The sequence below is a fragment of the Collimonas sp. genome, assembly GCF_039923675.1.
Taxonomy (GTDB): domain Bacteria; phylum Pseudomonadota; class Gammaproteobacteria; order Burkholderiales; family Burkholderiaceae_D; genus Collimonas.
Genome location: NZ_JBDTCG010000017.1, coordinates 116915 through 138045, shown reverse-complemented (window position 1 = coordinate 138045; position 21131 = coordinate 116915). Strand labels below are relative to the sequence as shown.

The window sequence follows — 21131 nt, the reverse complement described above, 5'->3', positions numbered from 1 at the left end:
AATGATGCTAAGATAGCTGACGCTTCAGCGATAAACCTACCAAAGCAATGCCTGTGAATCCACTCGATCAAACGCCCGGCAAGCCACTACTATCGCTAGTGGTACCCTTCTATAACGAGAGTTCAGCCGTTGCGTATTTTTTCCAGCGGATAGCGCCGGTTCTGGCTGCGCTGGATCGGTTTGATTGTGAAATCGTGTGCGTCAACGACGGCAGCACCGATGATACTTTGGCGCTGCTGATCGCCGCCGCCGACCAGGACCGCCGCATCAAGGTGATTGACCTGTCGCGCAATTTTGGCAAGGAGGCGGCCCTGACCGCCGGCCTCAACGAGTCGCTGGGCGATGCCGTGATTCCCATCGATGCCGACCTGCAGGATCCCCCCGAACTGATTCCGCGCCTGATCGAGCAGTGGCAGAACGGCTACGAAGTGGTGCTGGCCAAGCGCATCAACCGCGATACCGATTCCTACATGAAACGCAAGACCGCCAGTCTGTTCTACCGGCTCTATAACGCGGTCTCGGACATCAAGCTACCGGAGAATGTCGGCGATTTCCGCCTGATCGATCGCCAGGTGCTGGAATCGCTCAAGCAGTTGCCGGAGAATCGGCGCTTCATGAAGGGATTGTTTGCCTGGGTTGGCTACAAGACCGCCACGGTGGAGTACGCGCGCGAAGCCCGTAGTGCGGGAGAATCGAAGTTCTCTGGCTGGCGTTTATGGAATTTTGCCCTGGAGGGCATCACCAGCTTCAGTACCGTGCCCCTGCGCTGGTGGACCTATTTCGGCTCGGCGATTTCACTGTTCGCATTTATCTACGGCCTGGTGATCATTTTCAAAACGCTGATCCACGGCATCGACATGCCCGGCTATGCATCCATCCTTACGGTGGTGCTTTTTCTGGGCGGCATACAGTTGATCGGCATCGGCGTTCTCGGCGAATACATGGGCCGCACCTATCTGGAATCCAAGGGCCGGCCGATCTATCTGGTGCGCCGCCGTTATCAAAAAATAAAAAATTAGGACCATGCTGCGTCTAAGGGGGCGGTTCTTGACTACGCTGCTGTCGGTGCCGACTTATTCCGTCAATGCTCTGGACGTTCGGTTCGACATGTCCGTATCAAGATATCGCATCCAAATATTCCGAACACAATGATGAGAAAAATTCCTCCGGTTATCTGGGCGGCGTTGATAGGCATAGCCGCCTTTTTGTACTACACCGGCGGTGGCGCCATCGTTTCGCCGACGTCCACTGACTGGCTGATGCGTGGAGATTTCGGCCAGCATTTTCTCGGCTGGAATTTTTTCCGGCACACACCATTGCTGCAATTTCCGCCGGGCGCGAATTGGAAATATGGCGAGACCTTGGGCAGTTCGATTGTGTTCACCGATTCGACGCCGCTATTTGCCTTCCTTTTCAAACCGTTTACGGCCTTGCTGCCGGAGCCATTTCAATATATCGGTATCTGGCTGGCGCTCACGGTGATGCTGCAAGGCGTTTTTGCCTACAAGTTGCTATCGCTGTTTTCAGCGGATCGCCTTACAGTTTTACTGGCGACAGCATTTTTCGTTGTCGCGCCGCCATTGTGGTGGCGTATTTTTCTCGAGTCCGATGCCTTGTCGGCGCATTGGTTGATCCTGGCGGCGCTGTATCTGTATTTCAATGATCAATTGCGCAGGCGCGCCTGGCTGGTGTTGCTGTGCGTTGCGTCTTTGACCCATGCCTATCTGTTGGCCATGGTGCTGGCTATTTGGGTCGCCGACGTATTGCAGCGAGGTTTGAAAAAACAAATCTCATGTGGGGCGTTGGCTGTGCATGGGCTGGTGGTTGCCGCGTGTCTGGCGCTGAGCATGTGGCTTGCCGGCTATTTCATGCTGCACGATGGCCTGAGCACGCCGGTCGGTGGTTATTTTCGCATGAGCCTGCTTGGACTGATCGATGCGGGATCCTGGTGGTCGTCGATTCTTCCTGAATTGCCGCGAAGCGGCGGCGAATACGAGGGACTCAGCTATCTGGGCAGCGGGATGCTGGCATTGCTGGCGATTGTGCTGGCAGCCTTACTCATTTCCAAGAAGCGGCGGGCAACATTGACCTGGCGCTGGTGGACCCTTCTTCCTTTGCTTGCCGCTGCGTTGATCCTGACTTTGCAGGCCTTGACGGCATTTATCGGATGGGGGACCCACGATATCCTGGTCTACCATTTGCCGTCCGTGCTGGAACGTTTTTTTGGCGTATTCAGGGTTGCGGGACGCATGTTCTGGCCGGTGTTTTACTTGATTTATATCGCTGTATTCTGTGTCGCTTTCAAGCTGATCGGCAGGAAATGGCTGCCATGCCTGCTCGGCGCGCTACTGCTTCTCCAGCTGGTCGATGGCAACGAGGCCACCCAGAATATCCGTAAAGGCTTGCGCGATTATCAATGGACGTCGCCATTGCAATCCGATTTCTGGAAACACCTGCCCAAGAATTATCACCGGATTGCGATTGTGATGCCTAGCGCCTATGCCTATGATTATTTCCCGATTGCCCTGTTTGCATCGGAGCATGATCTATCGATCAACCACGGCTACTTTGCCCGCATGGACAAGAACAAGCTGCTCGCACTGCAGCAGCAAACCAGCGAGATGGTGTTCGGCGGTAATTACGATCCGCACACCTTATATGTCTTCCATGAAGATCCGCTTTCCGTCGCGTTCTGGGAACAGGCGAAGCGTAGCGCGCAGCCAGGCGACTTTCTAGGTGCATTCGACGGTTACCGGGTACTGGCGCCCGGTTGGAAGGATTGTCGGGAATGTCAGCAATTGCATTTTGCGGCCCCTCCGGTGCAGCCTTCGCCGCCGCTGCAATACACGCTTGGCACAGCGATCGATTTTCGCAGCGGCGGCAATGCAGCTCCTTATCTCGCCGGCGGCTGGGTCGGGCCGGAGGTATGGGGGAGCTGGACCAATACCTATCTGGCCGCGATGCGGCTCGGTATTTCAGGAACGATTCCGGCCGAATTGACGCTTGAAGTTTCCGGCCATTCTTACGTCCCGCCGGAGCACCCGCGGCAGACCATACAGGTTGCAGTGAACGGTCAGCACGTGGGGGAATTGCGTTACACCGCAAAGGATAATCAAAGCGTGCAAAGTCTTCGTATTCCCACGGAACTGGTCGCGAAAAACCATGGCGAGTTGTTGATTATATTTAGCATTGCCGAACCAATATCGCCGCTGCAGGTGCGGGAGAGCACGGACATGCGAACTTTGGGGTTGGGCGCTGTATCGATGACAATCCGCTGATGCCGGGTTCCGGAGCCTGCTTGCGGGATACATGGGATGCCGACTAATCAGGCGTAACTTTGGGAAGTTGAAATGGGAATTTACCGGCTGCTTCTTGCCATCGCGGTCTTGCTTTCGCATCTGGGCATTACCGTATACGGCCGCAATATAGGTGTGTTTGCCGTGGTCTCGTTCTTCATCCTGAGCGGCTATGTGATGACCGCTTTGCTGGATCGACACTATCGCCAATTTTCCAGCATCGGCAAATTCTACCTGGACCGTGCAATGCGGCTGTTTCCGCAATTTCTGTTTTATTTTTTCCTGACCTTGCTGCTGATCACAATCGCCAGGCCGTCGTCCCCTTTTATCGGCGACGTCACGCTACCGAAAATCCTGTTGAACGTGATCATGCTGCCGCTGAATTTCTTTCAATATTTTCTCAACTGCCAGATCATCCCTCAAGCCTGGTCGCTCGGCCTGGAGTCGCAATTCTATCTGGTGATCCCGCTGGTCGTTGTCTGCCAGGTCCGTGGCCCGGTGTTCGTGGCATCGCTGGCGTTTTTCCTGCTGGCTTACCTCGGCATCCTGGATTCGGATACCTGGGGTTACCGCATGCTGCCGGGAACCCTGTTCATGTTCATCCTGGGCAGCTATATTTACCGCACACCGGGCAAACGCAGCTTGTATGCCGCCTACCTGCTGGTCTGCGCCATGCTGGCCGGCGTCGTCATCCATCGCGGATGGCAACTGCCATTTACCTTCGAGGTGCTGGCCGGCCTGGTATTCGGCGTGCCAGCGGTATGGGTGCTGTCCAAGCTCAGTTTCGGATGGATCGAAGAGCTGGCCGGCAATCTCAGTTACGGCGTCTTCCTGAATCACTTTTTCGTTATCTGGCTATTCCAGGGTATCGGCATCAGCGGTTATTCCTGGTGGTATGTCTATGCGCTGATCGCCAGTTCGATAGCGCTGGCCTGCGTCTCCTACCTGCTGGTGGAACGGCCGGTCATCCGCCTGCGGCACGTCTTGCGCAAGCGTTCCGCTCCGATTGATTTACGCGGCGAGCTGCGCACCTGACAGGGAAGAGCAAATTTTGTCTCGCAAGACCATGATCAAAGAATTTCCACCGGCGATCTGGGCCGTGCTGATTGCTGTCGCCGCCTTTGTGTTCTACACAGGCGGTGCGATCATCTGGCCGACTTCAACCGCGTGGCTGATGCGCGGCGATTTCAGCCAGCACTTCCTCGGCTGGAATTTTTTCCGCCATACGCCTTTGCTGCAATTTCCTCTGGGTGCTAACCGGGATTATGGCGAAACCCTGGCCAGTTCAATCGTCTATACCGATTCGACGCCGCTTTTCGCATTTGTTTTCAAGCCTTTTGCAAGCCTGCTGCCGGAACCGTTTCAATACATCGGCATCTGGCTCGCGCTGTGCGTCATGTTGCAAGGTTTTTTTGCGTACAAGCTGCTGTCCTTGTTCTCGACTGAACGGCTGGCGGTTTTACTGGGCACGGCATTTTTCGTCATTGCGCCGCCGTTGTGGTGGCGCATCCATATCGAGCATGAAGCGCTGGCGGCGCATTGGCTGATCCTGGCGGCGCTGTACCTGTACTTTTGCGATGGTTTTCGCTGTCGCCGCTGGCTCATGCTGCTTGGCTTTGCCGCACTGACGCATGCCTATCTGCTCGCCATGGTGCTGGCGGTCTGGGTTGCCGATCTGTTTCAATGCTGTCTGAAAAGGCAAATGCCTTGGTGGATGGCATTGGCCAACGGCTTGCTGGCGGCCGCTTGCCTGGCGTTTGTCATGTGGATCACGGGTTACTTCATGCTGCATGATGGTGTCGGCGGTACGGCCGGCTTCGGCTACCTGCGCTTGAGTTTGCTGAGCCTGATCGATCCGATGGGCTGGTGGTCGACAATCTTGCCCGGTTTGCCGAGAAGCGCGGGAGAATATGAGGGATTCGGTTTTCTGGGAAGCGGCATGCTGTTGTTGCTACCGGTCACGCTGCTGGCGTTGATTGCCGCCAGACAGCGCCGCGCTGCGCTTGCCTGGCGCTGGACGACGCTGCTGCCCTTGCTGCTGATTGCGGCCATCCTGACCATGCAAGCGCTCAGCACCTACATCGGCTGGGGCGAGCGCGATCTGCTGGTCTATCGCCTGCCGGGCGCACTGCAGGCGCTGGCCAGTGTTTTTCGGGTGTCGGGGCGCATGTTCTGGCCGGTGTTCTACCTGATATACCTGGCGCTGTTTTATGCCTGCTTCAAGCTTGTCGATCGCCGCGTGTTGCCGTGTTTGCTGGCCGGATTGCTGGCTTTCCAGCTGATCGATGGCAATATCGCCGCAAAGAATATTCGTGCGTACATGCAAAACAGCGGCTGGACTTCGCCCTTGCAATCCGCTTTCTGGCCGCAAGCGTCCGCCAGCTATCGCCGTATCGCCCTAGCGCTGCCGGTCGCCGATCCTGTCGGCTATTTTCCGATTGCTTTGCTGGCGTCGAATCACCGCATGTCTATCAATAACGGCTACTTTGCCCGGCTTGACATGCAGCAGCTGGTCGCGCTGCAGCGCCAGACTGTCGCAACCGTGTTTGCCGGTGCATACGTTCCGCAGACTTTGTATGTTTTCCTGCGCGATCCGATTTCCGATATTCTCTGGCAGCAGGCCAGGAGCGGCGCGGGTCCGGCAGATTTCGTCGGCGAGATTGACGGCTACCGGGTGCTGGCGCCAGGCTGGCGCAGTTGTGACGATTGCAAGCGTATGAACTTGACGCCGCTTCCATTGACCGTAAAACAGCCGGCGGAATATGCGCTTGGCACCGTGATCGATTTTCGCAGCGGCGGCAATGCCGGTTTGTATCGTGCCGGCGGTTGGGCGCCAGCCGAAACCTGGGGTAGCTGGACTGACGGGAACGTTGCGGCACTCTGGCTTGGGGTAGCAGGACCGGCAGATGATCGAATGCTTGATATTTCCGGGCAAGCTTTCCTTACCTCGCTGAATCCGCAACAGACCATACAAGTCAGCGCCAATGGTCAATTATTGGGCGAATTACACTATACGCAAGATGCGGCCCAAGGTTTGCGCAGCCTGCGGATTCCAGCAGGGCTTTTGCAAAAAAGCCATGGCAGGCTATTGATTCTGTTTTCTGTCGCCGCTCCGGTGGCGCCGATGCAGGTCGCCGCATCCAAAGACTTGCGCCGCCTGGGACTGGGCACCATGTCGATGGTGATTCATTGATATCCGGCTCAGCGTGATTATCGAGTACATTGCCTTTACAATCGCAGTCTCATTCATTTATTTCCAAAGAACAACGCCATGGCCGAAGAATTCGAAGTCCCCAGCCCGCACGAACACCATCTGGAACACGTCACCGAACACGCACATGGCAGCGGCGACAATTTCGCCGGCAAGATTGCCGTCATGACAGCGATCATGGCCACCGTCGGCGCCATGTTCAGCTACCAGGCCGGCTCCACCGAAAGCGAAGCGGCGATGAACAAGAACAACGCCGCCATCAAGAAAACAGAAGCATCCAACCAATGGAACTATTACCAGGCCAAATCCAGCCGCCAGAACCTGGCCGAGCTGGCGACGCATATTCCCGGCGTCGACGCCGCGCATTACAGCGCCGAAGCGCAGCGCTACAAGAGTGAAAAGGAAGTCGTGCAGAAAAAGGCCCAGGAACTCGAAGCCGAGGCCAGCGCCTGGGACGAAAAGTCAGAGCAGGTGCTGCATCAGCATCACCGCTGGGCGCAGGCGATGACGGCGATCCAGATCGCGATTTCGCTGGCGGCGATTACGCTGTTGACGCGCAAGGAATGGCTGAAGAAGATGGCCTATGGCGCCGCGGCGATCAGCGTGACGCTGGGGACGCTGGCCTGGCTGCATATCTAGGCAGGGTGATGAGAGCAAGCCAAATGGCTTGATATAGTCGTAAAAAAGACGGGAAGCGCAGTGCGTTTCCCGTCTTTTTGATTACAACCCGATCAGCGCGTCACAGGCTTGTAGCGGATCCGCTTAGGCTTGGCGCCTTCTTCACCCAGGCGCTTGCGCTTGTCGGCTTCGTATTCCTGGTAGTTACCGTCGAAGAACGACACTTGCGATTCGCCTTCAAACGCCAGGATGTGGGTGGCGATGCGGTCCAGGAACCAGCGGTCATGGCTGATCACCATCACGCTGCCGGCGAATTCAAGCAACGCGTCTTCCAGTGCGCGCAAGGTTTCCACGTCCAGATCGTTGGACGGTTCATCCAGCAGCAGGACGTTGCCGCCTTGTAGCAGGGTCTTGGCCAGGTGCAAGCGGCCGCGTTCACCGCCGGACAGGTTGCCGACGACTTTTTGCTGGTCGCCGCCCTTGAAGTTGAAGCGGCCCAGATAGGCGCGCGATGGCATTTCAAAGCGGCCGACGGTGAGGATGTCGGCGCCGCCGGAAACGTCTTCGAACACGGTCTTCTGGTCCGACAGCGAATCGCGCGACTGGTCGACGATCGAGACGCGGGCGGTGGCGCCGAGCACCACTTCACCGCTGTCCGGCTGCTCTTTGCCGGTGATCATCTTGAACAGGGTCGATTTACCGGCGCCGTTGGGGCCGATGATGCCGACGATGGCGCCGGCCGGAATGCGGAAGCTCAGGTTGTCGATCAGCATGCGGTCGCCGAACGATTTGGTGACGTTCTTGAATTCGATTACCTCATTGCCCAGGCGCTCGGCGACCGGGATGAAGATTTCCTGGGTTTCGTTGCGTTTCTGGTATTCGTGTTCGCTCAATTCATTGAAGCGCGCCAGACGGGCCTTGCTCTTGGCTTGGCGGCCTTTCGGATTTTGCCGCACCCATTCCAGTTCCTTGGCGATGGTTTTCTGGCGCGACGATTCGGTGGCTTCTTCCTGCTTCAGGCGGTCGCCCTTTTGTTCCAGCCATGAACTGTAGTTACCCTTCCACGGAATGCCGTGGCCGCGGTCCAGTTCCAGGATCCATTCGGCGGCGTTATCCAGGAAGTAGCGGTCATGGGTGATGCCGACCACGGTGCCCGGGAAGCGTTGCAGGAACTGTTCCAGCCAGTCGACCGATTCGGCGTCCAGATGGTTGGTCGGTTCGTCGAGCAGCAGCATGTCAGGCTTCGACAGCAGCAGGCGGCACAGCGCGACGCGACGCTTTTCACCGCCGGAGAGGACGCCGATCTTGGCGTCCCATGGTGGCAGGCGCAAGGCGTCGGCCGCCATTTCCAGTTGCAGGTCCAGGTTGCCGTCGCCGGCGGTGGCCAGGATGTCTTCCAGCCGCGCCTGTTCCGCCGCCAATGCGTCGAAATCGGCGTTCTCTTCGGCATAGGCGGCGTACACCGCGTCCAGCTTTGCTTGCGCTTCAAACACTTCGCCCAGGCCGCCTTCCACTGCCTGGCGCACGGTTTGTTCCGGATCGAGCTGCGGTTCCTGTGGCAGGTAGCCGATGTTCAAACCCGGCATCGGCACTGCTTCGCCCTGGATATCCTTGTCGATGCCGGCCATGATTTTCAGCAGGGTCGACTTGCCGGAGCCGTTCAGGCCCAGCACGCCGATCTTGGCGCCCGGGAAGAACGACAGCGAGATGTCTTTCAGGATTTGACGTTTCGGCGGCACGATCTTGCCGACCTTGTTCATTGTGTAGACGTATTGGGCCATGAGGAGCAGTGATGATAAAAAAGTAATGCGGTGAATAGAATAGAGCGGCCCTTGCTAACGGGCCGGAACTGTCAAGAATAACCTATGCGCACCGGGTTGACGAGTTGTTAAGGCCAAGCCCTCAGGCCGCCGCGCCTGGGCGTATTTTAAACGTTCGCCACAGTCCCTCGGCCGAATACAGCGCCAAGGCGCACCAGATGACGATAAAACCGTTGAGGCGGTCGCCATCCAGCTCTTCGCCATACAGCCAGACGCCGAACAGCAATTGCAGCGAGGGTGTGATGTATTGCAGCACGCCGACTAGGGACAAGGGAATGCGGCGCGCCCCGGCGGCGAACATCAGCAAGGGGATCGAAGTGATCGGCCCGGCCGCCACCAGCAGCCATTTGGTAGAGGTCGAGGCGCTGCTGAAGGTGTTGTGGCCTTGCAGCGAGGTATAGATCAGGAAGGCCAGCGCCAGCGGCAGCACCAGCGCGGTTTCCAGCGCCAGGCCGGGCAGCGCGCCGAGGCTGGCGGTCTTGCGTAGCAAGCCGTAGCCGCCGAAGGTGACGGCCAGCGTCAGCGCAATCCAGGGCGGATGGCCGGCTTGCCAGGTCAGCCACAGCACGGCGCCGGCGGCGATGGCGATCGCCAGCCATTGCAGCGGCCGCGGCCGCTCGTGCAGGAACACCAGGCCGAGCGCGACGCTGACCATCGGATTGATGAAATAGCCGAGGCTGGCTTCGACGATGTGATTATTGTTCACCGCCCAGATATACGTGGTCCAGTTGGCGGTCAGCAGCAGGGCGCTGGCGACGAAGCCGCCGATCACGCGCGGCTGGCGCAGCACCGGCCCGACCCAGGCCCATTGCTTGCGCACGGTCAGCACGATCATCAGGAACAGGAAGGACCAGAGAATGCGATGGGCGACGATATCGACCGGCGGAATTTCTGCTTCGAGCGCCTTGAAGTAAATCGGGAACAGGCCCCACAGGACGTAGGAGGCGATGGCGTAGAGCATTCCTGCTTGCATATTTTTTATTTGCGGGACAGAGTTTAAGAGCCACCGTAGCGTGGCGAATTACTCTGTCCTCAACTGACTAGATGAAACGGTTAAATGGCAAAGGAAAACAACCGGAAGAAAAAAATGATAGGTGGCAATCCGCATTCTACGCAATAAATGGCAGTCATGAGGATGCCAGCAATTCTTGAAAATAAAACATGGTCGATCCCAGCTCCGGCGGCGCCTGGTAAGGGCTGATGCGGCTGCGCCGGAACCCTACAGGATGGGCAAACGCCGGGCCGTCGTAGACGAAAGTATGGAACTCGCCATTCTCGCCGCAAGCATCGACGCCGGCCGGCAGATCGGCCAGGAAGGCGGCATCGAATTCACGGCCGCAGAATTCCGGCGCCAGGTAATTGCCGTTGATGCAGACCACCACTGCCTTGAAGCCGAGCGCCAGGAATTCATCCACCAGCTGCCGGCGCGGCTGCAGCCATAAGGGCAGGCAAGCCTGCAAACCGGCTTGCGCGCAGACTTTTTCTTCCCAGTCGCGATGTGCCTGCAAGTCGATATCGCCGAACACCGCATGGCGCACGCCGTCGCCATGGGCGTCGCACAAGGCGGCAACGAATTTTTCTTCGTATTGCTGCCAGCTGGCGCTGTAGAACGCCAGCGAGACGCCGAGCGCATCGGCCTGGGCTTGCAGCAAGCTCGGCGGCACGCCATGCGAACGGGCGCGCTGGCCGCTCTCGTCAAGCGCGGTGATCAGGCGGTCGATCTGCATCCCGCTTTGCTGCGCGCGCCACAGCGCCAGGCAGGAATCCTTGCCGCCGCTCCAGGACACCAGTGCGCTAGCGGCTTGTTCTGTTGTGGTGTTGTTCATGCGCTGCGGCCGGCGTCGGCATTGATCGACGGCAGCGCTTGCCGCGTCTTGAAGGAAAGCGGGTGGTGTCCACTCGGGACATGGGAGGCGATGGCGTAATAGGGCATTCCTGCTTGCATGGGGCGCGGCTCAAGGTGAAAAAGTTGGTGAAGGAACGGCATCAAAGACGCCGCGCATTTGTTGCTGCTTGTCGCCTGCAAATTCAGGCGGCAAGCAGCATTTTACGCAATAAGCGACGGCTCGAAGTCTGCGGCAGACGGAGCAAATTTTCACTTTGCTGGAAATGACACGCCGCAGAGCGCGCTCAGGACAACTGCCGGCAGGCACGGAGCCAGTTTGCGCAAATTATTGCGTATCGGCATTAAAAAAACTTGACGAGGCGGATTGGAGTGCCTAATATCTAAAACAGGTTGAATCTAAAGCAGGTTAGTAAGAATCACGATATTGCTGAATGGCGAAATTTTTGGCAACTATCATTCGTACACGAATCATCACGGACATTTAAAAAGTCTTTTTTTTAAAACGCTACTAACACGTGTTAGTAACAATGATAGAAGCCGAAACCATGAGTAACGTAACCAGCAACCAGGTGGCAAAGCTCGCCGGCGTATCGCGTACGACGGTTTCCTTCGTCCTTAACGATGTGCCGGGCATGGGCATCAGCCAGGAGACCAGGGCGCGCGTATTGACCGCCGCCAGGCAGCTCGGCTATGTCGCCAACGCAATCGCCCGTTCGCTCGCCAGCGGCGCCACCAGGACAGTCGCGCTGGTGATGCCGCATCGCGACCACATCAACATCGACATCGATGCCTACCTGCCGCGTTTCCTGGCCGGAATCAACCTGACTTGCCACGCCAGCGGCTACAAGGTGCTGTTCGAACCGGTGGAAGAAAGCAGCCGCCCAGGCGTATTTGCGGACCTGGTCGACAGCAGGCGGGTCGATGGTCTGATCGTCCTCAATCCGCGCGGCATCGACGATGCCTATCTGTGCGAACTGGCCGGCAACGGCTTCCCGCTGGTGGTGTTCGGCTCCAACCTGTCGGCGCATCAGGGCGTATGCAGCATCGACGCCGACAACCGTGATGCGGCGCGCCGCGCCACCAGCCATCTGCTAACGCTCGGACACCGGCAGATCGCCCATCTCGGTTATGCATCGGATGAAAACCAGATTCCGCGCGAGCGTCTGCGCGGCTTCCACGACGCCATGCAAGCGCATGGCGCTGACATCAACCCGGCATGGATTGCGTATGGCAATTACAGCGCACAAAGCGGCTACGAGGCGATGCGCGGCATGCTGGCGCGCGCGCCGGGCATGACGGCGCTGTTTGCCGGCAACGATATGATCGCGTTCGGCGCGATGGCGGCATTGCGCGACGCCGGCTTGCGGATTCCGGAAGATGTGGCGATAGTCGGCTACGACGACATTCCACTGGCGGCCTTCGCCGCTCCGCCGCTGACGACGATGCGGACAGAACCATTCAAGGACGGCAGCGATGCGGCCGCCATCTTGCTGCAGGCAATCGCGGGTGAACCGCTGGACAAGGCCTATGTGCGGGATAGCGCGCCATTGATCGTGCGCCGCTCCTGCGGCAGCGTTGCAGCTTAGCGAGTGCCGCAGTGCGAGCCAGCGCGGTTCGCACCAGCGCATCTTTTCAACCAGGCACCGAAGTCATCTCGCTGAGAGTGGATCAGGCAAGGTGACGCAATAGCATCTCGTAGCCGAACAACTTCCACTGCAGCAGCTGTGTTCCACGTTTACCCATAAGATTTTCCCTCGAAAAAAAACAGGAGACGGAATAATGAACAAAGGCGTAACGAGATTGAAGAAAAACCGCACTGCAAAAGCTGACCGCCGCGTCACGGCGACAAGCGCTCCGCAGCGGTTGGGCAACATCGGATTTCAGAAAAAAGGCTGGCTGGCTGTTCTGGCGATCAGCGGCATCTTTTGCGGAAGCAGCGCACTTGCCCAAGAGTTGACTGCCAGCGCAAGCAGTGCGGGATCGGGACTGGCGACCGGTTTCAATCAGGCGGTGGCCGAAGCTCGCTCGCTCGATTTCACCAACGCCAACTATCCGCATTTTGTGGCGCTGGGATGGCCGAGCACGGACGCCAGGTGCAGCCAGTCGACCCTGCAGCCGGGATACCTGGCCTCGATTCTCAATCGCTGCGCCTACTATTCCAGAGACTATGTGCACTATGCGACCGGTGCCTACTTTCTAGGCATGTATGAGCAGAACTACCAGATGGCCGATCACTTTGCCACGCTCTATCACACCGACATCGTCAACGCGCCGTACTGGGCGATTGGCGCTAACGGCAAGCAGTACGAGCAGAACGACGAATCGCCGGCGCCATTCGAGATCGGTGAAAACATCGCGAACATGTACCGCCTCACAGCGGACCAGCGCTATCTTGGCGCCGACTTCACGAATTACATCAACAATCTCAACAACGGTTTTTCCAACACCGAGAGCAATAAATATATCAACGCCGACGGCTTCCGGATGGCGCGGCTGGATCACGGCGAAGCGGCGACATACAATGAATTCGTCGGCAATACCGGCGTGCCGTCGACCACGGCCATCGTGCTCGGCGGCGACATGGCGGCAAGCGAGATCGCCTACTATCGCAACGTGTCCGCCTATCCGGCCCTGAAAGCCGCCAGCGACGCCACGGACATGGCGGGAAAGTTCAACACGCTGTCATCGAACTTCAATTCGCACTGGAGCAACGTCGGCGGCAGCGGCCATTTTGCCGTCGCCCTCACTGGCGTGACGAGCACGGCTTATTCAAGCGCGAATTACAATACGTTAAGCTACTACGATCACTATGCCGAGGAGCCGAATCTGTTCCCCTTGTATAAGGGGATCATCAGCGATGCCGGCAACCTGACGGCGCAGGCGAATTACGTCGACAGCAACGCTGAAAGCCTTTATCAAGCCAGGTTCGCGCAGGATCCCAACCGCGGCCTCGACTCGCCCGGCGTCGAATCGCATACCTATCTGCCCACCGCCTTTTATAACGCCAGCATGCCGGACACCGCATGGAAGTGGCTGACCAGGCTGGCTGCGCGGCAGGTATTTGACAATGGCAATGCCTATCCCGAAGTCAGTTTCGCGCTGATATCGGACACCATCACGAAAGTGCTGGGAGTCGATTTCGATGCGCCTAACAACAAGCTGGTCACGCTTGCCAACAATCTTCCATCTGCATTCAAGAGCGGAGATTACGTCAAGGTCAGCAATATCCCGGTTCACACCAGCAATTACACCGTGCACGTTGGAGTAACCCAGGCGCTGGATGCTACTACCGGCTGGCCGGTGATCACGCTGGACTACGCAAAGGACCTGTCCGCCCAGCAGGACGGCACCGGGCTGTATTGGCTGCCCCGTTTCAAACTGAACTACGGCAGCCACTGCAGCGTGCTGACTACCTACGCAAATAATGCTACCCAGGCCAATACCTACAACCTGGCCTGGGACGGCAGCAGCCGCACCTATACCTGCAATGGCGACAAGGGCGGAATCTATCTCTACCCCAACGATCCCAACTATACCGTGACCAGGATGACGGTAGCCGCCACCCGTTGACCGCAAACGCATCAACGAAGAAGTCCAGTCAGACCTTTGGGTGCTGGCGCCATGGCAGATGCTTGTCGCGGCGCTGGCGCCGTCTTTGAGCAGACACCAATAATTACATGCGCATGACGCGCAGTGCAGCAGGCAGTACATGAGGAGACAAGAAAATGGCAAGCATCACCCTGAAGGGCGTGTCCAAAGCCTATGGCAAGCACGAAGCGGTCGTCCGTAATGTGGATCTGCATATTGCGCAAGGAGAGTTCTGCGTGTTTGTCGGCGCTTCCGGCTGTGGCAAATCCACACTGCTGCGGATGATCGCAGGCCTTGAAGAGATCGGCGGCGGCGAACTGCTGATCGGCGACCGCCTGATGAATCACGTGCCGGCGGCGCAGCGCGGCGTGGCCATGGTGTTTCAGAGCTACGCGCTGTTTCCGCACATGACGGTCTACGAAAACATGGCGTTCGGCCTGACGCTGGCCAAGGTCGACAAGGCCGTGGTGCGGGGAAAAGTCGTCGCCGCGGCGCACATTCTGCAGCTGGAGCATTTGCTGGCGCGCCTGCCCAAGGCATTGTCCGGCGGCCAGCGTCAGCGCGTGGCGATCGGCCGCGCCATCGTGCGCGAGCCGGGGGTGTTCTTGTTCGACGAGCCCTTGTCCAACCTGGATGCAGTGCTGAGAGTACAGACCCGCTACGAGATCGCCAAGATCCATCGTGAAATCGGCCAGGCGTCGACGGTCTATGTCACGCACGACCAGGTGGAAGCGATGACTCTGGCCGACCGCATCGTGTTGCTGAACTCGGGCAGCGCGCTGGCGCAGTCCGGCAGCGTCGCCCAGTGCGGCGCTCCGCTTGAACTCTACCATCGTCCTAAAAATCTGTTCGTCGCCGGCTTTATCGGCTCGCCCAAGATGAACTTCATTCCCGCCAGGCTGCTCGCCGCCAGTGAAAGACTGGCGCGCGTACAACTCGCCACCGGAGAACTGCTGGAAGCACAGGTCGATGCGCGCCGTTTGCCGGCTGGCTCGCCACTGACGCTGGGCATTCGCCCTGAAGACGCCAGCGCCGGCAACGGCAGCCAGCACGTGGTGCGTGAAGTGCAGTGGCAGGAGCGGCTGGGAGATGCAACCTATCTGTATCTGCGCAGCGGCGACGAACAAGCGCCCTGGATCGTCAAGGTGCCTGGCAACACCCACGCCGATCCGGGCCAGCGCGTTCCGCTATCGTTGCCGGGCTCGGCCATGCACATCTTCGATGAGCACGGAGAGGCGCTGCCGCGCTGCGTCGAAGCTGTCGATATATTGGCACCGCTCGCTGCATAGCAAGACGCCGCTGGTCCGGGCGAAAGGAAGTGGAAGGGGAGACCTTCCAAAAAAACGCGTCGTAACGGCGCCATGATTCGAAAAATAAAAAGGAGACTGTAATGAAAGCACGTTCTACATTGCTAGTGAAATTCTTGCCGTTGCTGTTTTCGGCAATCGCCTTGTCCGCCAACGCGGGCACGCTGGTCATCAATTCCGACGCCTCCGATCCGGCCGCCAAGGCTGCGCTGGACGCCATCATCAAAGGCTTCAAAGCTGAAAACGCCGATGTCGAGGTGAAACTCAACACCTTCGATCACGAGGGCTATAAAACCTCGATCCGCAATTTCCTCACCGCCAATCCGCCGGATGTGGTGAACTGGTATCCGGGCCACCGCATGGCGCCTTTCGTCGATGCCGGCTTGTTCGAAGACGTCTCTGACCTGTGGGCCAAGAACGGCCTGGACGATGCGCTCAAGCCGGCTGCCGCGGCGATGACCATCAACGGCAAGAAATGGGGCATCCCCTATCTGTATTACCAATGGGGCATCTACTATCGCAAGGACATTTTTGCGAAGCTGAACATCGCCGCGCCCAAGACCTGGAAAGAACTGCTGACTGCCAGCGCCAGGCTCAAGCAGAACGGCGTCACACCGTTTGCCATCGGCACCAAGCAGACCTGGACCACGGCCGCCTGGTTCGACTATCTCGACTTGCGCACCAACGGCTATCAATTCCATATGGATCTCACCAACGGCAAGGTGCCATACACCGACAAGCGCGTGAGCGCCGTGTTTGACCGCTGGGATGAACTGGTCAAGCCGGGCTACTTCCTGCCCAACCACGCCTCATATACCTGGGAAGAGGCGGTGCCGGCGATGGTCAAGGGAGAGGCCGCCATGTACCTCATGGGCAATTTCGCGGTAGCGCCGATGAAAGCTGCCGGACTCACCGAAAGCAATCTGGGCTTCATGCAATTCCCGGCCATCACGCCCGGCCTGGCGATGGCGGAAGACGCGCCTATAGAATCCGTGCATATTCCGGCTCGGGCTAAGAACAAGGTGGATGCTCGGCGTCTGCTGGCGTACATGGCGCGTCCGGATGTGCAGACCACGGTCAGCCAGATACTGGAAGAACTGCCGGTCAATGTCAAAGCCAGCGAACCGAGCGATCCCTACCTGAAAGCCGGCTTTGACCTGCTGAAGAATACCAGCGACCTGTCGCAGTATTACGACCGCGATGCGCCGGCCGAAATGGCCAAGGCGGGTATGGACGGTTTCCAGCATTACATGCTGAAACCGGAGTCGCGCCAGACGGTGCTGGAGCGCCTCGAACAGGTGCGCCAGAACGTCTACAAATAAGTAGCGCGGAAACTGGCCGCTGCGTAGCCTGCGGAGCGGCGGCCGCCAACTTTCAAGCTTGAAGCGAGCTTGATCCAGGCATTTTCTTGAACAGGTTCTTAGGAATTTTTATGTTGACAGCAACGCAAAGAAACCCTGCGGCGGCGACAGTCACGCCCGCGGCCGGGATATCTTTCTGGCGGCGTCACCAACGGGTAATCGCGCCGTGGCTGTTTCTGGCGCCGGCATTGATCTTGTTTACCTTGTACGTGATTGCGCCGATTTTCCAGACCATCTCTCTGAGCCTGTATGCCTGGGATGGTTTGAGCCAGGCCCGCTATATCGGTTTGCATAACTACATCGAGCTGTATAAGGATCCGGATTTCTGGCTCTCGTTAAAAAACAATCTGATCTGGCTGTTCGGCTTCATGCTGGCGCTCCCGGCCGGTCTCTTGATGGCGCTGTTCCTGAACCAGGCGGTGTTCGGGATCCGCCTGGTCAAGGCGCTGTTCTTCTTTCCGTTTGTAATCTCACAGGTGGTGATCGGGCTGGTGTTCAGCTGGTTCTACGATCCCAGCAACGGCTTGCTGTTCCATGTACTGCATTTTTTCGGCATCCCGCCGGTAGCGGTGCTGTCGGACGAAAGATTCGTCACCTACGGCATCGTCGCCGCCGGCCTGTATCCGCAAATAGCCTATTGCATGATCCTGTATCTGACCGGCCTCAACAATCTGCGGCCGGACCTGATCGAGGCGGCGCGGCTGGAGGGCGCCAGCGGCTGGCAGATGCTGTTCAAAGTGGTATTGCCGCAATTGCGAGCGGCTACCTTCATTGCGATCGTGGTCACCATCGTCGGCGCTCTGCGCAGCTTCGACATGGTGTCCATCATGACCCAGGGCGGCCCCTACGGATCGTCTCGCGTGCTGGCTTATTACATGTATGAGGAGGCGCTCAGCGAATATGGCTACCGCATGGGCTACGGCGCGGCCATCGCCACGGTGCTGTTCCTGATCATGCTGGTCTATATCAGCATGATGCTGTTCCGCATATACAAACAGGAAAAGGAGCATGGCTGATGTTTCCGACTCCAATCGATCGCAGCAGCCTGCCGCTGCAGTGGCTGTATCGCGTCTGCCTGGTGCTGGCGCTGCTGATCTGGCTGCTGCCGCTGGTCGCCGTTGCCCTGACTTCGGTGCGCGGCCCGGCCGACATCAACATGGGAAACTACTGGGGATTGCCGAGCCAGTGGCAGATCGGCGAGAACTACCGCGCGGTGTTCAGCAACACACCCTTAGCCGGCTATATCTTCAACAGCCTCCTGATCACGGTGCCGGTTGTCATCGGTGCGGTGGGGCTGAGCTGCCTGTCCGGGTTCGCCCTGGGAATCTATCGCTTCCGCTTGAATCTGCTGGTGTTCTTCCTGTTCGTCGGCGGCAATTTTGTGCCGTTTCAAATCCTGATGGTGCCGGTGCGCGACCTCAGCCTGCGGTTGGGGCTGTATGACTCGATCCTTGGCCTGGTGCTGTTTCATACCGCTTTCCAGGCGGGATTCTGCACCTTCTTCATGCGCAACTTCATTCGCGACCTGCCTTACGAACTGATAGACGCCGCACGCATTGAAGGGGCTTCCGAATTCCAGGTGTTCTGGAAGATCGTGCTGCCGCTGGTAAGGCCGGCGATTGCCGCCGTGTCGGTGCTGATTTTCACTTTCGTCTGGAACGATTATTTCTGGGCGACGGTATTGATACAGGGCGATCACGCCATGCCGGTGACGGCGGGGCTGAAGTCGCTCAATGGCCAGTGGGTGGCGCAGTGGAATCTGGTGTCGGCGGGCTCGATCATCGCCGCGCTGCCGCCGGTGCTGGTCTTCTTTCTCATGCAAAAGCACTTCATCGCCGGCTTGACGATGGGTGCGACCAAAGGATAGGCGAAGGTAGCAAGAATGACTGAATCACGATTTATGCACTTGAGCGGGCGCGACCTGAGCATGGTGTTGGAACGGGTTGCCGCTGCGCCTCCTGCCTGGCGTCACTTCGGCGCGAAGAGCCATGTCGGCTCGGACACCTGGGTGGCCACCGACGCGCGGCCGCATCCGCCGACATTGCTGGATAACGATCCGACGCTGAGCGTGCTGCCGACGCATGGCTTCGGCTGGTTCAATCAGCCGGCATTGGCCGGCAGCCGGCCTGGCGGTACGGGCGATCTTGACTGGGCGCACAGCTTCGTCCTCGACAAGGCGGATCAAGGACAGCATTCCTGGCAGCTCAGCCTGAGCGACCAGACCGCCGAGCTGGGTCTGATCGTCAGTTATACCCTGGATCCCGGCAGCGATGTCGTCAGCATCTGGAGCGAGCTGGAAAATCGCGGCGCCACGCCGTTCCGGCTTGACTGGCTGGCCGCCGCCTGTGTGCCGCTGCCGCCCGAGGCCGACCAGGTGCTGGGCTTTGCCGGGTGCTGGACGTTGGAGTTTCAGGAAATGCGCGAGACGCTCGGGATTGCCGCCTGGCGCCGCGACAGCCGGCGTGGACGCACTTCTCATGATGCCTTCCCCGGCGTGATTGTCGGCAGCGGCCTGGCCGACGATGCCGGCTGGACGCTCGGCGCGCATCTGGGCTGGAGCGGCAACCACACGGTGCTGATCGAACCGCTTAACGATGGCCGCCGCCAGCTGCAGATGGGAGAGTGGCTGGCGCCGGGGGAACTGTTGCTGGGCCCGGGCGAACGCTATCGCACGCCGACCGCGCATCTCTCATTCAGCGCGCTCGGCTTGAATGGCCTGAGCGCCAATTTCCACCGCTTCGTCCGGCAACGCGTGCTGAACTGGCCGGGGCAGCGCATGACGCCCAGGCCGGTGCATCTGAACACCTGGGAAGCTGTGTATTGCGATCACGATCTGCATGGCTTGAAGGCGCTGGCCAGCGCCGGCGCGGAGGTCGGGGTCGAGCGCTTCGTGCTGGACGACGGCTGGTTTCAGCATCGCAATAACGATAGCGCCGGACTGGGCGACTGGTGGCCCGACGCGCGCAAATATCCACAAGGATTAAAGCCGCTCATCGATCATGTGCGCAAGCTCGGCATGCAGTTCGGCTTGTGGGTCGAACCGGAAATGATCAACCCTGACAGCGACCTGTTTCGCGCCCATCCGGAATGGGTGCTGCAACTGGAGGGGCGCGCGATGGTGACCGGCCGCAATCAGCTGGTGCTGGATTTCGCGAATGCGCAAGTGACGGAGTATATTTTCGGCAAGCTCAGCGGCTTGCTGCGCGCCTATCCGATCGCCTATCTGAAATGGGACATGAATCGTGATCTGGCCGGCGTCGGACATCTGGGCCGCGCTGCGTACCGCCGCCAGGTGGAAGCGCTTTACCGCTTGCTGGGCGACTTGCGCCGCGCCCATCCGGCGGTGGAGATAGAAAGCTGCGCCTCCGGCGGCGGCCGCGCCGACTACGGCATGCTGGCGCACACGCACCGGGTCTGGACCAGCGACTGCAACGACGCCCTGACTCGCATCGACATCCAGCGCGGCTTCCTGCGCTTCTTTCCGCCCGAGGTAATGGGCGCCCACATAGGGCCGGCGGTCTCCCACACCACCGGCCGACGGCATGACATGGCCTTTCGCGCCGCGGTCGCGATGTTTGGCCATCTCGGGCTGGAACTGGATGTCAGGGTGCTGGATGCGGCTGAAAAAGCCGAGCTGCGCCATTGGATTTCCTTGTACAAGGAATGGCGCGACCTGGCGCATGGCGGCAGTTTGCGGCAGGGTGAGGCGGGTGGAGCAGATGGTGCGCTGGCGTGGCTGCAGGTTACCGCTGTCGACCAGAGTGCCGCCCTGTGTGCTGTTTACCGGCGCCGCGAAGACGTGACGCGTTATATGGCGCCGCTATGCCTTGCCGGCCTTGACCCTGCCCGCAATTATCGGTTGCATGCGTTGTCGATGCCGCATGCGCCGCACTACACGCGCCAGACCGAGCTCCTGCAAGCCTTGGCGGATGGCCAGCTGATATTGTCCGGCGCCACATTGCGCGACTTCGGATTGCCGCTGCCGCCGTTGCCGCCGGAGTCGGCGGTTGTCATCGGGATTCGCGCAGTGTAGGCCAGCCTAGTCGCATCTTCACGGCTTGAGGCAACAATCCGCAATTGCGGT

The 21131-nt window shown here is 58.9% G+C and carries 16 protein-coding genes; 12 read left to right on the top strand and 4 right to left on the bottom strand.

The window, feature by feature from the left end; translation table 11 throughout:
* Positions 1–47: 47 nt before the first annotated feature.
* From ABI171_RS04405 to ABI171_RS04385, 5 genes are all read left to right on the top strand, one after another.
* A complete protein-coding gene (locus ABI171_RS04405) occupies positions 48–1019 on the top strand; it encodes a glycosyltransferase family 2 protein (RefSeq protein ID WP_348091389.1) in 972 nt (323 codons plus the stop codon).
* 129 nt (positions 1020–1148) lie between these two features.
* A complete protein-coding gene (locus tag ABI171_RS04400) occupies positions 1149–3278 on the top strand; it encodes a DUF6311 domain-containing protein (protein ID WP_348091388.1) in 2130 nt (709 codons plus the stop codon).
* Positions 3279–3350: 72 nt separating this feature from the next.
* The gene (locus ABI171_RS04395; protein ID WP_348091387.1) at positions 3351–4331 is read left to right on the top strand and encodes an acyltransferase; all 981 of its coding nucleotides are present in this window, start codon (positions 3351–3353) and stop codon (positions 4329–4331) included.
* A 31-nt stretch (positions 4332–4362) separates the two neighbouring features.
* Positions 4363–6489: a DUF6311 domain-containing protein gene (locus ABI171_RS04390; RefSeq protein WP_348091386.1), complete on the top strand. Its 2127-nt coding sequence runs from the start codon at positions 4363–4365 to the stop codon at positions 6487–6489.
* Positions 6490–6567: 78 nt separating this feature from the next.
* The gene (locus ABI171_RS04385; RefSeq protein ID WP_348091385.1) at positions 6568–7146 is read left to right on the top strand and encodes a DUF4337 domain-containing protein; all 579 of its coding nucleotides are present in this window, start codon (positions 6568–6570) and stop codon (positions 7144–7146) included.
* Between the two features lie 92 nt (positions 7147–7238).
* Here ABI171_RS04385 and ettA read toward each other — a convergent pair whose 3' ends face one another.
* The 4 genes from ettA to ABI171_RS04365 all read right to left on the bottom strand — a co-directional run bounded on the left by ettA (position 7239) and on the right by ABI171_RS04365 (position 10890).
* A complete protein-coding gene (gene ettA, locus ABI171_RS04380) occupies positions 7239–8906 on the bottom strand; it encodes an energy-dependent translational throttle protein EttA (RefSeq protein WP_348091384.1) in 1668 nt (555 codons plus the stop codon).
* A gap of 121 nt (positions 8907–9027) precedes the next feature.
* Positions 9028–9918, bottom strand: a complete 891-nt coding sequence (gene rarD, locus ABI171_RS04375; RefSeq protein WP_348091383.1) for an EamA family transporter RarD — start codon at positions 9916–9918, stop codon at positions 9028–9030.
* Between the two features lie 154 nt (positions 9919–10072).
* Positions 10073–10771 carry a diphthine--ammonia ligase gene (locus tag ABI171_RS04370; RefSeq protein WP_348091382.1) on the bottom strand — a complete coding sequence of 233 codons (699 nt, stop codon included), beginning with the start codon at positions 10769–10771 and terminating at the stop codon, positions 10073–10075.
* Positions 10768–10890: a hypothetical protein gene (locus ABI171_RS04365; protein ID WP_348091381.1), complete on the bottom strand. Its 123-nt coding sequence runs from the start codon at positions 10888–10890 to the stop codon at positions 10768–10770. The genes ABI171_RS04370 and ABI171_RS04365 overlap by 4 nt, the downstream gene beginning before the upstream one ends.
* A gap of 446 nt (positions 10891–11336) precedes the next feature.
* Between ABI171_RS04365 and ABI171_RS04360 the strand changes: the two genes are divergently transcribed.
* The 7 genes from ABI171_RS04360 (at position 11337) to ABI171_RS04330 (ending at position 21080) form a co-directional block, all read left to right on the top strand.
* Positions 11337–12377 carry a LacI family DNA-binding transcriptional regulator gene (locus ABI171_RS04360; protein ID WP_348091380.1) on the top strand — a complete coding sequence of 347 codons (1041 nt, stop codon included), beginning with the start codon at positions 11337–11339 and terminating at the stop codon, positions 12375–12377.
* A 193-nt stretch (positions 12378–12570) separates the two neighbouring features.
* Positions 12571–14361, top strand: a complete 1791-nt coding sequence (locus ABI171_RS04355; protein ID WP_348091379.1) for a hypothetical protein — start codon at positions 12571–12573, stop codon at positions 14359–14361.
* A gap of 155 nt (positions 14362–14516) precedes the next feature.
* Positions 14517–15668: an ATP-binding cassette domain-containing protein gene (locus ABI171_RS04350; protein ID WP_348091378.1), complete on the top strand. Its 1152-nt coding sequence runs from the start codon at positions 14517–14519 to the stop codon at positions 15666–15668.
* Between the two features lie 101 nt (positions 15669–15769).
* On the top strand, positions 15770–17008 hold the full coding sequence (locus tag ABI171_RS04345; RefSeq protein ID WP_348091377.1) for an extracellular solute-binding protein: 1239 nt from the start codon (positions 15770–15772) through the stop codon (positions 17006–17008).
* A gap of 110 nt (positions 17009–17118) precedes the next feature.
* Positions 17119–18063, top strand: coding sequence for a sugar ABC transporter permease (locus tag ABI171_RS04340; RefSeq protein WP_348091376.1), 945 nt, complete (start codon positions 17119–17121; stop codon positions 18061–18063).
* The gene (locus ABI171_RS04335) at positions 18063–18914 is read left to right on the top strand and encodes a carbohydrate ABC transporter permease (RefSeq protein ID WP_348091375.1); all 852 of its coding nucleotides are present in this window, start codon (positions 18063–18065) and stop codon (positions 18912–18914) included. Before ABI171_RS04340 ends, ABI171_RS04335 begins: the two co-directional genes overlap by 1 nt.
* A gap of 15 nt (positions 18915–18929) precedes the next feature.
* Positions 18930–21080, top strand: coding sequence for an alpha-galactosidase (locus tag ABI171_RS04330; protein ID WP_348091374.1), 2151 nt, complete (start codon positions 18930–18932; stop codon positions 21078–21080).
* Positions 21081–21131 lie beyond the last annotated feature (51 nt).

Coding starts and splice junctions, on each gene's coding strand:
- ABI171_RS04405 (WP_348091389.1), top strand. CDS start 48: ATGCCTGTGAATCCACTCGATCAAACGCCCGGCAAGCCACTACTATCG.
- ABI171_RS04400 (WP_348091388.1), top strand. CDS start 1,149: ATGATGAGAAAAATTCCTCCGGTTATCTGGGCGGCGTTGATAGGCATA.
- ABI171_RS04395 (WP_348091387.1), top strand. CDS start 3,351: ATGGGAATTTACCGGCTGCTTCTTGCCATCGCGGTCTTGCTTTCGCAT.
- ABI171_RS04390 (WP_348091386.1), top strand. CDS start 4,363: ATGATCAAAGAATTTCCACCGGCGATCTGGGCCGTGCTGATTGCTGTC.
- ABI171_RS04385 (WP_348091385.1), top strand. CDS start 6,568: ATGGCCGAAGAATTCGAAGTCCCCAGCCCGCACGAACACCATCTGGAA.
- ettA (WP_348091384.1), bottom strand. CDS start 8,906: ATGGCCCAATACGTCTACACAATGAACAAGGTCGGCAAGATCGTGCCG.
- rarD (WP_348091383.1), bottom strand. CDS start 9,918: ATGCAAGCAGGAATGCTCTACGCCATCGCCTCCTACGTCCTGTGGGGC.
- ABI171_RS04370 (WP_348091382.1), bottom strand. CDS start 10,771: ATGAACAACACCACAACAGAACAAGCCGCTAGCGCACTGGTGTCCTGG.
- ABI171_RS04365 (WP_348091381.1), bottom strand. CDS start 10,890: ATGCAAGCAGGAATGCCCTATTACGCCATCGCCTCCCATGTCCCGAGT.
- ABI171_RS04360 (WP_348091380.1), top strand. CDS start 11,337: ATGAGTAACGTAACCAGCAACCAGGTGGCAAAGCTCGCCGGCGTATCG.
- ABI171_RS04355 (WP_348091379.1), top strand. CDS start 12,571: ATGAACAAAGGCGTAACGAGATTGAAGAAAAACCGCACTGCAAAAGCT.
- ABI171_RS04350 (WP_348091378.1), top strand. CDS start 14,517: ATGGCAAGCATCACCCTGAAGGGCGTGTCCAAAGCCTATGGCAAGCAC.
- ABI171_RS04345 (WP_348091377.1), top strand. CDS start 15,770: ATGAAAGCACGTTCTACATTGCTAGTGAAATTCTTGCCGTTGCTGTTT.
- ABI171_RS04340 (WP_348091376.1), top strand. CDS start 17,119: ATGTTGACAGCAACGCAAAGAAACCCTGCGGCGGCGACAGTCACGCCC.
- ABI171_RS04335 (WP_348091375.1), top strand. CDS start 18,063: ATGTTTCCGACTCCAATCGATCGCAGCAGCCTGCCGCTGCAGTGGCTG.
- ABI171_RS04330 (WP_348091374.1), top strand. CDS start 18,930: ATGACTGAATCACGATTTATGCACTTGAGCGGGCGCGACCTGAGCATG.